The 15,006-nt window shown below is 40.8% G+C and carries 18 protein-coding genes and 1 pseudogene; 11 read left to right on the forward strand and 8 right to left on the reverse strand.

The features are described 5' to 3' along the window. Positions 1-33 precede the first annotated feature (33 nt). The 3 genes from LJE09_RS01365 to LJE09_RS01375 form a co-directional block, all read right to left on the reverse strand. On the reverse strand, positions 34-327 hold the full coding sequence (locus tag LJE09_RS01365; RefSeq protein WP_020994077.1) for a phage holin family protein: 294 nt from the start codon (positions 325-327) through the stop codon (positions 34-36). Between the two features lie 73 nt (positions 328-400). Further along, positions 401-556, reverse strand: coding sequence for a hypothetical protein (locus LJE09_RS01370; protein ID WP_020994078.1), 156 nt, complete (start codon positions 554-556; stop codon positions 401-403). A 109-nt stretch (positions 557-665) separates the two neighbouring features. Continuing rightward, the gene (locus LJE09_RS01375) at positions 666-899 is read right to left on the reverse strand and encodes a DUF739 family protein (RefSeq protein WP_008704142.1); all 234 of its coding nucleotides are present in this window, start codon (positions 897-899) and stop codon (positions 666-668) included. Positions 900-1,059: 160 nt separating this feature from the next. Here LJE09_RS01375 and LJE09_RS01380 point away from each other — a divergent pair, with 160 nt between their 5' ends. The 10 genes and pseudogenes from LJE09_RS01380 to LJE09_RS01425 all read left to right on the forward strand — a co-directional run bounded on the left by LJE09_RS01380 (position 1,060) and on the right by LJE09_RS01425 (position 9,904). Next, complete coding sequence (locus tag LJE09_RS01380) at positions 1,060-1,557, forward strand: helix-turn-helix domain-containing protein (protein WP_008704143.1); 498 nt, start codon at positions 1,060-1,062, stop codon at positions 1,555-1,557. Between the two features lies 1 nt (position 1,558). Further along, a complete protein-coding gene (locus LJE09_RS01385) occupies positions 1,559-1,879 on the forward strand; it encodes a DUF4258 domain-containing protein (RefSeq protein WP_008704144.1) in 321 nt (106 codons plus the stop codon). Then, a complete protein-coding gene (locus tag LJE09_RS01390; protein WP_008704146.1) occupies positions 1,879-2,106 on the forward strand; it encodes a type II toxin-antitoxin system MqsA family antitoxin in 228 nt (75 codons plus the stop codon). The genes LJE09_RS01385 and LJE09_RS01390 overlap by 1 nt, the downstream gene beginning before the upstream one ends. A 41-nt stretch (positions 2,107-2,147) precedes the next feature. Further along, on the forward strand, positions 2,148-2,615 hold the full coding sequence (locus LJE09_RS01395) for a hypothetical protein (RefSeq protein WP_008704147.1): 468 nt from the start codon (positions 2,148-2,150) through the stop codon (positions 2,613-2,615). Between the two features lie 138 nt (positions 2,616-2,753). Then, entirely contained in the window at positions 2,754-3,584 is an 831-nt protein-coding gene (locus tag LJE09_RS01400) for a hypothetical protein (protein ID WP_008704148.1), read from the forward strand. Positions 3,585-4,013: 429 nt separating this feature from the next. Further along, a complete protein-coding gene (locus LJE09_RS01405) occupies positions 4,014-4,556 on the forward strand; it encodes a Uma2 family endonuclease (protein ID WP_025577348.1) in 543 nt (180 codons plus the stop codon). A gap of 170 nt (positions 4,557-4,726) precedes the next feature. Beyond that, positions 4,727-6,142, forward strand: coding sequence for a recombinase family protein (locus LJE09_RS01410; RefSeq protein WP_227310924.1), 1,416 nt, complete (start codon positions 4,727-4,729; stop codon positions 6,140-6,142). 130 nt (positions 6,143-6,272) lie between these two features. Beyond that, positions 6,273-6,815, forward strand: a pseudogene (locus LJE09_RS01415) (manganese catalase family protein); the annotation flags it as partial. A 278-nt stretch (positions 6,816-7,093) separates the two neighbouring features. Continuing rightward, complete coding sequence (gene trkA, locus LJE09_RS01420; protein ID WP_118616635.1) at positions 7,094-8,452, forward strand: Trk system potassium transporter TrkA; 1,359 nt, start codon at positions 7,094-7,096, stop codon at positions 8,450-8,452. A 12-nt stretch (positions 8,453-8,464) separates the two neighbouring features. Then, positions 8,465-9,904, forward strand: coding sequence for a TrkH family potassium uptake protein (locus tag LJE09_RS01425; RefSeq protein WP_144137254.1), 1,440 nt, complete (start codon positions 8,465-8,467; stop codon positions 9,902-9,904). 174 nt (positions 9,905-10,078) lie between these two features. Here the strand turns inward: LJE09_RS01425 and LJE09_RS01430 are convergent, their stop codons facing one another. From LJE09_RS01430 to LJE09_RS01440, 3 genes are all read right to left on the reverse strand, one after another. After that, positions 10,079-11,005: a radical SAM protein gene (locus LJE09_RS01430; protein WP_144137259.1), complete on the reverse strand. Its 927-nt coding sequence runs from the start codon at positions 11,003-11,005 to the stop codon at positions 10,079-10,081. A gap of 217 nt (positions 11,006-11,222) precedes the next feature. Further along, a complete protein-coding gene (gene sigE, locus LJE09_RS01435; protein ID WP_020994083.1) occupies positions 11,223-11,933 on the reverse strand; it encodes an RNA polymerase sporulation sigma factor SigE in 711 nt (236 codons plus the stop codon). Positions 11,934-11,950: 17 nt separating this feature from the next. After that, positions 11,951-12,808 (reverse strand): sigma-E processing peptidase SpoIIGA, encoded by an 858-nt coding sequence (locus LJE09_RS01440; RefSeq protein ID WP_144137255.1) that lies wholly within the window; start codon positions 12,806-12,808, stop codon positions 11,951-11,953. A gap of 295 nt (positions 12,809-13,103) precedes the next feature. On the opposite strand from LJE09_RS01440, the gene LJE09_RS01445 reads away from it, so the two are divergent. Continuing rightward, complete coding sequence (locus tag LJE09_RS01445; protein WP_025577361.1) at positions 13,104-13,976, forward strand: shikimate dehydrogenase; 873 nt, start codon at positions 13,104-13,106, stop codon at positions 13,974-13,976. A gap of 15 nt (positions 13,977-13,991) precedes the next feature. Here LJE09_RS01445 and LJE09_RS01450 read toward each other — a convergent pair whose 3' ends face one another. Further along, positions 13,992-14,471, reverse strand: a complete 480-nt coding sequence (locus tag LJE09_RS01450; protein ID WP_025577363.1) for a YdcF family protein — start codon at positions 14,469-14,471, stop codon at positions 13,992-13,994. Next, positions 14,464-14,979 (reverse strand): SEC-C metal-binding domain-containing protein, encoded by a 516-nt coding sequence (locus LJE09_RS01455; protein WP_055057400.1) that lies wholly within the window; start codon positions 14,977-14,979, stop codon positions 14,464-14,466. Before LJE09_RS01455 ends, LJE09_RS01450 begins: the two co-directional genes overlap by 8 nt. Positions 14,980-15,006 lie beyond the last annotated feature (27 nt).

The raw sequence follows: 15,006 nt of genomic DNA on the forward strand, positions 1-15,006 counted from the left end.
TTCATAGAGCGAAAAGGGATGGTTTCTCATCCCTTATTCGTCTTTATTTGCCTGTTTTACAATCTGGTTCACGTATGTAGAAAGACCAGCAATCAGTATTCCCTGTGTAATCGCTGTAAAAATTGCCATTGCAATATCCTGTCCGGTACCGCAGGTGCAGGTGGCAAACACATAGATCGCGCAGATTGCAATGCTGATTCCGCCAAGGATAAGCGGGATGTACTTATCCTTTACTGCCTGTGCCTGTTTGAGTGCCATTCCTACGAAATATAAGGCAATAGCTACTACGATGAGTTCCGGTTTTACATAGTTTGTGATCTGTTCCATGATCATTCTCCTTTTCTTTCCAGGTCTTCTATTCTATGATTCGCAACCTTAATATGTTCCTCCTTTCTCCGCCTTAACCGGCGGCTTTTCTTTCGTAATTCATATTCAGAAGAATTATATCCTGTCTCTGGATGAGCAGGCATTTGATTTCTTCTTCTGACATATCACTGGCTTTATGCTGAATTCCATTAATACGGATATTTCTTGTTACCAGTTTTAATTCTGACATCTTCCTCACCTCTTCTTTATGGTATGGGAAATGATATGTATAGGTTACTGTTTATACAAATTTAAGCAGTTTGTCGAACGACTTTCGTTGACTCTCCTCTCATATGCTCTTATCCTGTAAGTACAGAGTAGTGACCTACCCGAGTACATACGATCGGAATGTCCTCAATAGTAAGTTTCAACAACTGTATTGCTTTACAAATATCTATCTGCTTCCATGAACACATTCCATTCATCTTTAGTGCCAATATGCGCTCCGACCATCCCATTGCACTTGCGAAGTTCGACTGAGTGTTAAAAATCTCCACGATTCTTCCTCGTAGCTTGTTATAATCGAATGCCAACTTGATACCTCCTTTCCGGTTCAAGCTTTTGAATTATCTGTGTAATATCACGTCGTCCATTTTCTGCCAACATAAAATTCAATTTTTTTAACTTTTAGGTTTTTATTATTGAACTTTTGTATAATATGTGTTATATTTCAATTACGAAAAGGAGAACATTATGAAGAAAGAAAACACTGCAATTCGTTTAAAAACAATAATGAATATGCGAGGACTTCGGCAAGTTGATATTCTTAATCTGACTGTTCCATATTGTCAAAAGTATAATGTAAAAATGCATAAGTCAGATATAAGTCAATACTGTTCTGGAAAAACAGAGCCTAACCAAGAAAAGCTTTTTATTCTAGGAAATGCATTGAACGTAAGTGAAGCATGGCTTATGGGTTTTGACGTTCCTATGGAAAGAACTCCCTATAAAGCAGAATCTGTTCAGAACTCTTCCGTCTCTGCTCAGTGCAAGGAAATCATAGAAATCTGCAATCAGTTGTCTCCTCATAACCAGAGAAAGGTTCTCGCCTACTCTAAGAACCTTCTCTCCGCCCAGCAGATGGAAGAAGATCTTCTTGCAGCTCATGCCCGGACGGATGTTGAGCAAACACCCGAAGGTGTTCAGCATGATTTGGATATTATGAATGATGATTCAAAATGGGAGGAATGATATGGCATTAGATATATTGGAATTGCGTAAACTATGTATACCTAAAAACATTCGTATTACACTCCACGCAGCTAAAAGGCTGGAACAGCGTAGGATATTCTTAAAAGATGTAATAGCCTGTATTATGAATGGAGAAATCATCGAACAATATCCAGATGATTATCCTTACCCCAGTTGTTTAATTCTGGGGATGAGCATCGAAGATAAATATCTTCATGTAGTCATCGGAAATCACGAATCGGATTTGTTCCTTATAACAGCTTATTTCCCCAGTTTTGATAAATGGGAATCTGATTTCAAAACCAGAAAGGAGAATGCATAATGACTTGTTTTTACTGCAAAGGTAATATTGAATCTTCTACAACAACTTACATGACTGATTATCAGGGATGCTATATCATTATCAAGAATGTTCCTTGTGAAAAGTGTTCTCAATGTGGGGAAGAATACTTAAATGGTGAAACACTTGAACGAATTGAAGAAATTATTCAAAAAGTTAAAGGTATGCTGACTGAAATTGCAGTTGTTGACTACAAGCAAACAGCTTAGAGAGAACCGTTTTATTTTAATCGCTAAAGGGGTGATCCCAATTGAATTACGAACAATTACTGACTGCTGCCGATCAAGAAGGGTTACTTGTTAAAGAACAACCTCTTACTGAACATGATGGCCTGATCCGCGGCAGTCACATAGCAATCCGAAAGGATATAGAAACACAAGCAGAAAAATCCTGTGTGCTTGCCGAAGAAATCGGGCATTATCGCACCAGCTCCGGAAACATTTTAGACCAGAATAAGGTAGAAAGCCGAAAGCAGGAATATCGAGCTCGGCTTTATGGGTATAATCTAAAGATTGGACTTACCGGTCTGATCAGCGCTTATGAAGCAGGATGTGGGAATCTTTATGAGATGGCTGAATATCTGAACGCTACGGAAGAATATTTAAAAGAGGCTATACAGTGTTATCATTCTAAATACGGTGTATACGCTGTTGTTGATAATTATGTTATTTATTTTGAACCATTTGCGGTGATACATATGATTTCATCAGCAGATTAAAGAACGGAGCTGTTATTACCAGATTCGCTATTGGAAGAATATAGAGATTTTACTATTGAACAGATGTCTAGAATGACTGGATATCACCAAAAGCTCATAGAACTGCGAATGAGTTCTTGAATACAGGAGGTTTTTCACATGAAAAAGACATTATTAAAATATTTTACAGTTGCCCTAATTACAATCAGCACCATATCTATGCCGCTAACTGTTAAAGCAGCTCAAAAAAGTAACATTTCCATTCGGCCAAATGTAGCATACTCTAAATATGACATCACCGGTGATGGCAAAGCTGATAAAATTCGAATAAATTTCAAGTCGGAATCTTATCTGAACATTGAGGTGAATGGCAAAAAAAGTTTTAGTTTAAACGCCCAAAACATATATCTTGTAAATGCAGATCTTTATACTCTCAATGGAAATAAACATTTTTTGAAGCTAAAATGCCAAGACATTGATAATGATCACATTGATTACGACAAATTATTGACTTATAAATCTGGAAAACTTGTATCTGCTGTCAATTTAATGTCGCATCGTAAAGGTGCTTTCAATGCTCGCCATAATAGTTTTACTCAAAAAGTTGGTGCAAATTACATTCAAATCCGTATGCAGTCAATGCCAGGAGGAGTCGGTTCTATTCAATATACCATAACTTATAAACTTTCCGGAAGCTCTCTGAAGCTTTCCAAAACTACATATCCTGTCACTTATTCCAAATCATACAATCCCCTTCTTGGTGGACAAAATATGTGGAAATGTGCAAAATCATTGAATATAAAGAACGCCCCTAACGGAAATATTATCTATACAACAGATGCTTACGAAGTATGTACTGTAAATAAAATTAAATATTCTGGCGGCAGTGCCTATATATATATCCGGGCTGAGGATGCTGATATTTCTGGATGGGTAAGATGCCCTAATTCCTATACAAGCAGATTTTTTGAAGAATCCCTGTTTATTTAATTATCATTGCATTCAATAATGTCTTCAAAAAGTGCCCTTACTGGTAACAGCAACCAAACATTCTCGTTTGAACAGATGCCTCGAATGACGGGGAATCACCAGAAATTGATTGAATTGAGAATATCTAATAATTCAGATTTAGATCCGAATTATTTAATATTCTTTCACCTTATAAAGACATACATTTCAATGGTCAAAGCATATTTGATGTTTTGGGTTTTCCAAACGATTTGCTTGAACGTTTAAATCAGCTAATCACACAAAAATTCATATAAAAACCGCCCCTGCTAGTAACAGGGACGGATCAAGAATCTCCGAAGAGATCCAGTACTTTAGCAAAGATATTGTATCATCTTCGGAGCAGTTACACAAGTCGAACATTTGTATATATGTGATCACATCAATGGATTAACGAAAGGAGTTTTCATTATGCCATTACCCAAAGAACGGATTTATACAATAGATGACATCTACGCTCTTCCTGATGGCGAACGTGCAGAGCTGATTGATGGACAGATCTATATGATGGCACCACCTAATACCAGGCATCAGGTAATCGTCGGTGAACTGTATGCTACTATCCGCAATTACATTAAAAGTAAAAGCGGATCCTGTAAACCATATGTCTCTCCATTTGCAGTGTTCCTGAATGAAGATAACAAGAACTATGTCGAACCAGACTTAACAGTTGTCTGCTCACCGGACAAAGTAGATGAAAAAGGTTGTCATGGTGCACCTGACTGGGTAATTGAGGTTGTTTCTCCTGCTACCCAGAGTAAAGATTACGGAATAAAATTATTTAAATACCGGATGGCCGGAGTCAGAGAATATTGGATTATAAACCCCCTGAAAGGTATCGTAAATGTCTACGATTTTGAAAATGAATCGGGTACCGGATTGTATTCTTTCGACGATGAAATTCCAGTATGTATATATCCCGATTTATCAATTGCGATCTCTGAATTATTATAATAAAAACCGCCCCCGCTGGTAACAGGGACGGCTCAAGAATCTCCGAAGAGATCCCTTTCTTTTGGCAAAGATATTGTATCATCTTCGGAGCAGTTACACAAGCCAAACGTTTGTGTGGCTGTTATTTTTATGCTTAAAATTACATATTTTATAAAACCGAGGTGATATTTATGAGCAGTAAAGTGGCATGTCTTTACATCCGCGTCTCGACAGAGGACCAAACAGAGTTATCTCCTGATGCGCAGAAACGTCTTTTGCTGGATTACGCTCAGAAGAATGACATGATTGTTTCCGGGGACTTTATCTTTACTGAGAGTGTTTCCGGCCGGCATGCGCAGAAGCGTCCGGAGTTTCAGAAGATGATTGCCCTGGCGAAGCAGCCATCTCATCCTATTGATGTAATCCTGGTATGGAAATTCAGTCGTTTCGCCCGTAACCAGGAAGAGTCTATCGTATACAAAAGCATGCTCAAGAAGGATAATGTAGACGTGATCAGTGTATCTGAACCATTGATCGAGGGACCTTTTGGCAGCCTGATCGAGCGCATCATCGAATGGATGGATGAATACTATTCCATTCGATTGTCGGGTGAGGTCTTGCGTGGCATGAAAGAAAAAGCCCTGCAAAAAGGCTATCAGACGTCTCCCTGTCTTGGCTATACTGCAGTTGGACATGGAAAGCCTTATGTTATCAATGAGGCTGAATATGCCATTGTCTCTTATATTATGGACCTGTATGATAATCAGAACTTAGATGAGACAGCTATTGCCAGGCGTTGCAATGATCTCGGGTACCGGACAAAACGCGGAAAACTCTTCGAGCGGCGCAGCGTTGACCGGATTCTTGGAAATCCCTTCTATTGCGGAACTGTTGTCTGGAACGGAGTGGAATTTGAAGGAAGCCATGAGGTACGTCTTTCCAGGGAACGGTACGAAAAACGTCAGAAGCTGATCACTTCCCGGAAACGCCCGGTCAAGGCACGGAATGTCTCTGCCTGTAAGCACTGGCTATCCGGTCTTTTGAAGTGTTCTGTCTGCGGGGCCACGCTTTCTTACACCGGTAATAATAAGTGTCCTTATTTCCAGTGCTGGAAGTACGCAAAGGGATTTCATAAGACTTCTGTTGCCTTATCGGTCAAAAAGGCTGAAGAAGCTGTGATAAGTTATTTTGATCAGATCTTAGATGGGGCAGAATTTACATATGTATGTAAAAAGAAAAAGACTGATCATTCACTGCAGATCGAACAGTTACAAAAAGAAATCAGTAAGCTCACCATGAGAGAAAGCAGAATCAAAGAGGCTTATGAGGCAGGCGTAGATACTCTGGAAGAATATAAGAATAATAAGGATCGTCTGGTATCAGATCGGTTAGAATTGACTGCTGCCCTTTCGCAGCTATTGCAGGAAGAACAAGCAGATCAGCCTGACACAGAAGAAATCCTGAAAGAAATCCGTTCTGTTGCGGATGTCCTGAAGAATCCAGACGTAGGTTATGAAGAAAAGGGAAATCTGATCAGAAGTGTTGTGGAACAGATCATATATGATAAGGAATCCGGAAAAATGTCTTTTGACATCATTATTTCCTGAATTTCATCCATCCATAAAAAAGTGCTATTTCAGCCTTTTTAACATTTTTGTAATATTTTTTCTGAATTAAAAATCCCGCAAACCCGCATAAACGCTGGGTCTGCAGGTCTATTATAGGGTACTGCACTCCGGTGGCCCGGACGGTGAGATCAGCGCTTCCCTGCGTTATCTTTCCCAGCGTTTTACCATGCCGAACCGAACGACTTCTGCTTTGCTCAACGATATAGGAACAGAAGAACTCAGTCATCTGGAAATGGTATCCACTATTGTACATCAGCTTACCCGGGACCTTTCCATGGAGGAAATTGAGAAATCCGGATTTGGACCGTATTATATCGATCACACAGTGGGAGTCTGGCCACAGGCAGCAGGTGGCGTACCATTTAATGCATGTGAATTTCAGAGTAAAGGTGATCCGATCACTGATCTGTTCGAGGATCTTGCTGCAGAGCAAAAAGCCCGTTCTACTTATGACAATATTCTCAGAGTAGTCCGAAATATACCTGAGATTGCGGATCCCATCAAATTCCTGCGTGCCAGAGAAGTTGTTCATTTCCAGAGATTTGGGGAAGCTCTTCAGTCCATTCAGGAAGAACTTGATGCCAAAAATTTCTATGCTTTTACCCCGGGATTTGATAATCCCTGCACTGCATCATGCAACAGCAATAAATAACGTACGCAGCCAAAACCTGCGACATACTGCGCGAATTTATGCGATTAGCATCGCGAAGCGTGTTACTGAGAACGGAATGAACAGTAATACGCTCCATCTTAAAAATCACAGAAATTTCATATTTGCTTTACAAATATATCTGGTGGTGCTATAGTATTCTTAGCTTAATAGCCACAAAAGTAATTGCCAAAAATATTGAGCAATTACAAACAAAAATATGATATAAAAGGGGCTGTCTCACATAGATATTATGTGACAGCCCCCTTATTGGAGGAATTATGCAGATAATTATTGTTGGGTGCGGTAAAGTTGGACGTACCCTGGCAGAACAGCTTCAGGAAGAAGAATCCGACATTACTCTTATAGACGTTTCTTCTAATGTGATCACTTCCCTTCAGAATGACATTGATGCCATGGGTATCGTGGGAAACGGTGCAAGTATCAACACGCTGGTGGAAGCAGGTATTGAGAATGCAGATATCCTGATTGCCGTAACCGGCTCTGATGAAATGAATCTCCTCTGCTGCCTGATCGCACAGAAAACCGGCCATTGCCAGACGATTGCCCGTGTCCGCAATCCTATCTATGCCAAAGAGATCAGCTTCATCAAGAAGCGTCTGGGTGTTACTATGATCATTAACCCAGAGCTTGCAGCTGCACAGGAAATTTCCCGTCTCTTACGCTTCCCTTCAGCTATCAAGATCGATACTTTCGCACGTGGTCGTGTAGAAATGCTGAAATTCAAAGTGCTTCCTGAATTTAATCTGGATGGCATGACAATCTCACGCATTACGGAAGCCCTGAAATGCGACGTCTTGTTCTGCGCAGTAGAAAGTCGGGATCATGTATCTATTCCCGGCGGTAATCAGGTGATCCACGACGGAGATATGGTTTCCATTCTTGCTTCCCCGGTGAATGCAGCAGCCTTTTTCAAAAAGATCGGCCTGAAAACCAATCAGGTAAAAAACGCCATTATTGTCGGCGGAGGAACCATTTCCTATTACCTTACAAAAGCCCTGCTTGATATGAACATCTCCGTTAAGATCATCGAACAGAATGAGTCCCGCTGTGAAACCTTAAGTGATCTGCTTCCGGAGGCAACTATCATTAACGGAGACGGAACCAATCGTTCTCTCCTTATGGAAGAGGGACTCTCACGCACAGAGGCTTTTGTATCACTCACAAACATGGATGAGGAAAATGTTTTCCTTTCACTCTTTGCCAAAACAGTTTCCAATGCCAAACTGATTGCCAAGGTAAACCGCCTTGCCTTTGATGATGTCATTGATAACCTTGATATCGGAAGCGTCATTTATCCGAAATATATCACAGCCGACTATATCCTGCAGTATGTACGTGCCATGCAGAACAGCATCGGCAGCAATATTGAAACCCTTTATCATATCCTGGATAATCAGGCAGAAGCTCTGGAATTTGCCATCCGCGAAAATTCACCGGTAACAGGCATTCCATTATCTGAACTGAACCTGAAGAAAAACCTTCTTGTAGGTTACCTGAACCGAAATGGTCAGGTCAAGATTCCCCGAGGCCAGGATACCATTCAGGTCGGAGATACCGTTATCATAGTAACTTCTCAGAAGGGCCTTCGCGATATCACAGATATTCTGGAAAAATAAAGGAGCCAAATCATGAACTATTCCATTATTATCTATATCATCGGAATGATTCTGAAAATTGAAGCTGTATTTATGGCTCTGCCCGCAATTACGGCACTCATCTATCAGGAAACTTCCGGTGTAGCTTTTCTGATCACGATTGCTTTATGCCTGGTCATCGGGCTTCCTCTCACCAGGAAAAAGCCGACAAGAAAGGCTTTCTACACAAAAGAAGGTTTCGTGACTGTAGCATTAAGCTGGATCGTTCTGAGTATCATAGGAGCAATCCCCTTTGTGATCAGCCGAAGCATTCCAAATCCTGTAGATGCATTATTTGAAACAGTTTCGGGTTTTACTACAACAGGAGCCAGTATTCTCAGCGATGTGGAGACACTTCCTCATTGTATGCTGATGTGGAGAAGCTTCACGCACTGGATCGGCGGAATGGGTGTTCTGGTTTTCATCCTCTCCCTTCTTCCACTTACCGGCGGTTATCATATGAATCTTATGAAAGCGGAGAGTCCCGGACCATCTGTAAGCAAGCTTGCGCCAAAAGTACAGTCAACTGCCAAAATTCTGTATTCTATTTATTTCGTAATGACAGTGATCCAGATCCTGCTTCTTCTGGTCGGTGGTATGCCGCTGTTTGACTCCATATGTACAGCTTTCGGTACTGCAGGTACCGGAGGATTTGGTATTAAAAATGACAGCATGGCCAGTTACAGTACATATCTGCAGGTGGTCATTACTGTATTTATGATTTTATTTGGCGTTAACTTTAATGCTTACTTTTTCATTATCACAAAAAAATTTGCTCAGGCTTTTAAAATGGAAGAAGTGCGGTATTATTTCGGAATCATCGGTATTGCAATTCTTATCATCGCCTGCAATATTTACCATATTTTCGGAAGTGCAGCCAAAGCTTTTCAGCAGGCAGCTTTCCAGGTTGGTTCCATTATCACAACAACCGGATATGCAACAACAGATTTTAATACCTGGCCGGAAATTTCGCGGACAATCCTGGTGCTGCTGATGTTTATCGGTGCATGTGCCGGAAGTACAGGCGGCGGCATTAAAGTATCCAGGATCCTGATTCTCTGCAAAACAGTCCGCAAGGAGCTTCATATTTTTCTGCATCCAAATGCGGTAAAGAAAATAAAAATGGACGGCAAAGCCATCCCACATGAAGTTGTTCGTTCCACAAATATTTTCTTCATTGTATATATGCTGATTTTTGCATCCTCCATATTCCTGATTGCCTTTGACGATTTCAATCTGATCACGAATTTTACGGCGGTTGCGGCAACCTTTAATAATATCGGACCTGGTCTGGAACTGGTAGGACCTACCGGAAACTTCGGTATGTTCTCATGGTTTTCAAAGCTTATCCTTACTTTTGATATGCTGGCAGGACGTCTTGAGATTTTCCCGTTACTGATATTGTTTGTAAGGGATACATGGAAGAAATTCTAAAAATATTTTGGCAAAACAAATTTTATTTTTTTACACTGTATTCATATTTTATTCATATTTATTGGATATAATGAACTTTAGAAAGATGATGAATCTTTCTTATAAATATTTTTCTTTTTCATACGCGCCGGTACGAAAGTACCGGCCTCCTTCCATTTATGGGAGTTTTTTATTTTATGGCATTTTTCTCACGCCTTCATAATCAAACGCAGGAATAAAACTCTCTCTGGCAGTTTCACCATCTTGAAAAAATCCATTTTCAATCCCAAGCTCAAATGCATAGTCCAGAACTTTTTCATATTCTCTTCTGGTTACACAACGATTCAGTTCTGTATATTCTTTCTGCTCAAAAACCGGTGTGTACTGATTCATGATACTGATATAAATCTGCTTTCCAAAAGTCTTATGTAAAAGTTTCAGAACCTTTTTTGAATTTCTTGTATGCCCCGGCAATATAAGATGTCTCACAATAGTCCCACGTTTCATATATCCCTCTGCATCAAACTGTGGCATTCCTGTCTGGCGTACCATCTCATTAACTGCTTCCATAGCTCTTTCAGGATAATCATTCGCATGTGAAAATTTCACCGCCAATTCGCTCTCCGCATATTTGTAATCCGGAAGATAAATGTCCACATATCCGTCCAGAAGTTTCAATGTCTCTGTGTTCTCATATCCACCACAGTTATAGACAACCGGAATATTAAGCCCTTGCTTCTTTGCACAGTCCAAAGCTGCGATGATCTGTGGAATATAATGTGTTCCGGTTACCAGATTGATATTTGCAGCGTCCTTTTCCTGCAGTTCCAGGAATATTTCTGCCAGTCTTTCCTCAGTGATCTCAAGACCACTGTCACCAATGGCAATTTCCCGGTTCTGGCAGAAACAGCATCTCAGATTGCATCCTGTAAAAAAGACTGCCCCGGAACCTCTGGTTCCCGAAATACATGGTTCTTCCCACATATGCAAAGCTGCCCTTGCAATCTTAACCTTCTGATTCATTCCACAGTATCCGGTTTTTCCGGCTGTTCTGTCTACATGGCAATTTCTCGGACATAAACTGCAATCTGCCAGTATGCAGCTTTCTGTATCCTGCCTCAGAGTTTTATCTTTGTTTTTTTCTGTCTGTATTTTATTTACCTTCACTTTTCTCTTCTGTCCTTTTTTCTTTCCCCGACTTGATATCTGTGAATCACCCACTGCAAAACAGTTCCCACAGTTTGCTTATATCATAACCGTTCAGTGCTTTCACAGTTACAAGCGGATTGCTGAATAGTTACTATCCTTTATATCATTATACTACATTCCCCAATTACGTCTATTCATATTTCACAATTTCCTTTTTCAATCTCTTCATGATCCTTTTTTCCAACCTGGAAATATATGATTGAGAAATTCCCAGAAGGTCTGCAACCTCTTTCTGTGTTTTCTCTGCAGCATTCTCCTTTCCCAGACCAAATCTAAGACGGATGATCGTCTGCTCACGCGGTGAAAGCTTTCTAATTGCCTTTGATAACAACGAAATCTCCACTTCGTCTTCCAGACGTCTTGAAATCACATCCTCATCAGTTCCCAGAATATCAGAAAGCAGGAGTTCATTTCCATCCCAGTCTACGTTCAGCGGTTCGTCTATGGACACTTCCATCTTCGTCTTACTGTTGCGGCGAAGATACATCAGGATCTCATTCTCTATACATCTGGATGCATAAGTGGCAAGCTTGATATTTTTTACAGGATTAAAGGTATTGATCGCCTTGATCAGCCCAATCGTTCCGATTGAGATCAGATCCTCCACCCCGACTCCTGTGTTATCAAACTTCTTTGCAATATACACCACAAGCCTTAAATTATGTTCGATCAGAACAGACTTCGCTTCTTCTTCCTGCCCCGTTCCAAGCTTCTGCAGTATAAACGCCTCACGCTTCGGCTCCAGTGGTGCCGGCAGCACATCATTTCCACCAATATAAAAAACTTCTCCTGAACGGTTCATCACCATTCTTGACACTACCTGTAATGGATAACAGCTCATAGTCACAACCCCTCCCGTTAAAGTAATCTGGAATTCAAAAGTACCTCGTATTCCTTACCAAAAGCGGATGTTTCAAATGAAAATGCAAATACCGGATTGTCTATGCAGACAACCTCTGCGGGAGTCTGAATGCAGAGTCTCTCAAAAGTAACAGCCAGCATCATTCCCTGTTCTTTTCCTATACTGTGAAAAAAGGTAAAATGTGGATGAAGCCCGGCAGTTCCCGGTTTCCCAGACTCCCCGGGATTTTCTTTCAGGTGTTTTAAACAGCTTACGGTTTCTTCTGAACATATTTCAGATAAAACTTTTTCTGTCCCTACAGATACAGGTTTTCCGTTTACAGAATCCATAAGCAGATTTCCGGAATCATAAAATCCATGAAAAGGATATCCACATCCTTTATAGTATATGGTTATCGGATAGATATTCTTTGTCCGTATTCTCAGGGAATCCATCAGATATGACAACGCTGTAATGCCGGACCACGTTGCTGCTGCAAGGATCAGAAACATTTTGACTGTCAACTTATCACTGACGATCACTTCCCAGAACCCTCCACACAGAAATGCGGCAAAATACAGTGTAAGTATTGCTTTAAGCAGCAGACTTCCCCTTTTCAGATTACATCCGATCACAAGCATTCCTGCAGCACAGCCACCATGCAGCAGGACAAGTGCCGGAAGAAAAATCCCAGACTTCAGAAAAGATTGCAGATAAATGATCCAGCAGGAAAACACCGCACCTGCAGCAGCTCCCAGAAGAGCTCTTTTTCTGCTTCTTCCACATCGGAATAATATTCCTGTAAATCTGATCAATATGTAATCTATCAGGAGATTTGTGAAAAAAACTACATCTATGTATATTTCGTAATGCATTTCCTTCCCTCCGTCTGATACTGCCTCTGACTTCTCCTTCACTTCGGTAAGTGAGATTCATTATACGTGATAAAGTATGCGGATTTTGTCAAAACGGAGGAATTATGTCTTATTATTTGTCGCACTAAATCGACAGTTTTTATCATATAAACCAAAATGAACATGTATTGACATATAATTGAAGTTAGAATAAAATGATAGATAATTTCTATGTTTTAGAAGGGCATCTTCTATACTGTCACAATTCAGACAGTATTTTATGTCTCTGCTACAAAACAGACTGGAGGATTTTAACATGAATAATATTACCGGACACACAGGTCTTACCGCGCTTTTAGGAAGCCCGGTAGCACACAGCATTTCCCCTTTGATGCATAATGAATCATTTCGCCTTCTCGGGCTTGACTATGTATATTTATGTTTTGATGTAAATGAAGAAACTCTTCCTGCAGCAGTTGCAGGATTAAAGACTTGCGGCATTCGCGGTTTCAACCTTACCATGCCGAATAAGAATAAAATTGTAGAATTATTGGATGAGCTTTCCCCTGAAGCCCAACTGATCGGTGCTGTCAATACTGTACTGAACGATAACGGAAAGTTAATCGGATACAATACAGACGGGTACGGTTTTATGCAATCTGTACGTGATGCGGGACATGATATTACCGGTAAAAATATAACTGTCATGGGAGTAGGAGGAGCTTCGATGGCCATCTGTGCACAGTCTGCCTTGGACGGTGCGGCTTCCGTACATATTTTTGCCCGCCGCACCAGCAGATACTGGAATCGCACACAGAAATTCGCTGAGAATCTCTCTGCTAAAACAGGTTGTCAGGTCTGCCTCTTCGACAATGATGATCATACTGCATTGCGAGATTCCATTGCACAGAGTTATCTGCTGATCAATGCAACCTCTGTAGGCATGGTTCCGGATATCGACGATACCATCATCAAAGATACATCTCTGTTCCATCCTGAGCTTGTAGTGGCAGATGTTGTCTATGAGCCACAGGAAACCCGACTGCTCAGAGAGGCTAAAGCAGCCGGATGCCAGACCTTTAATGGCATGTATATGCTTCTTCATCAGGGGGCTAAAGCTTTCCAGATCTGGACCGGACAGGAAATGCCGGTTTCTGTTATTAAGGAAAAATATTTCTCTGTCAAATAGTGATTCGCATAACAGTCACATATTTCCCATCAGCTTATCTTTGATGATTGCCAGGATTTCTCTTGGAATATATATCAGAAGTCTCCATGAACGGTATCTGGAAGGAATGGGATAAATTTCTCTGCATCCACATTTCTTTCCTATGGCCGTTCCCCGGAAAACATGAAAATTATTGGTGACAATGCCAACCGAATGATTCAGTCCGATCATTCCCAGACTGAACTTCAGATTCTCTGTTGTGCTGGTAGATTTCTCTTCCAGGATCAGTCGTTCTCTGTCAATTCCATGTTCCACAAGATAATTGCACATTGCCTGAGCTTCTGTGATAGATTCTCCGTCCCCTTTTCCTCCGGACAGAACAGCCTTAGTCTCAGGATTTTCTTCCATATACTGTAAAGCCCTCCTGGTACGTTCCAGAAGGGCTTTTGTAAGCCGGGTACCTTCTACATGGGCACCAAGCACGATAATATATTCCAGATTTGGATGCTTACGCATTCTTACCGCAGCAATATTTATATTTCTTGCCGCTTCCGCAAGGACAAGGATCATTACGTCCGATTTTCTTTGCTTTGACAACTGTTCCTGATTTCTTCTGCTCGAGATAAAGTTCTTTTCTCTTCTCCGGTGTAAAGATCTCATCCCACTGTGGCAGTTCATACAGCCAGTCAGCTCTTGCATCTACCATATTCTTATAAAGAAGTTCTTTATCGAAGCACAGAGAAACCTTTGTGTTCTCATCCATTGTCTCAATCGGATTCGGAATCTTCAGACTGTCATTGATTCCATCCAGGAAACCAACCATTGTCAGAACTTCCTGTCCATATTTTTCAGCCAGTTCCTTAACTGTACCGGTTACTACCTCATCCGGGTTGCTAAGAAGCTGCTCATAAATTCCTTTTTCAATATTAAAATAATTTGCCCAAAATCTCTGAAGTTTATTACGGTCTGCCTGCTGGTCATAGGCGATGGCACGCCACTGCTCTAAGATTGTTTTATCGCTCATTTCCTTTAATCCTCTTTTCCAATATTT

The sequence above is a fragment of the Blautia sp. DFI.3.45 genome (genome assembly GCF_020593505.1).
Classification (GTDB): Bacteria; Bacillota; Clostridia; order Lachnospirales; family Lachnospiraceae; genus Blautia_A; species Blautia_A wexlerae.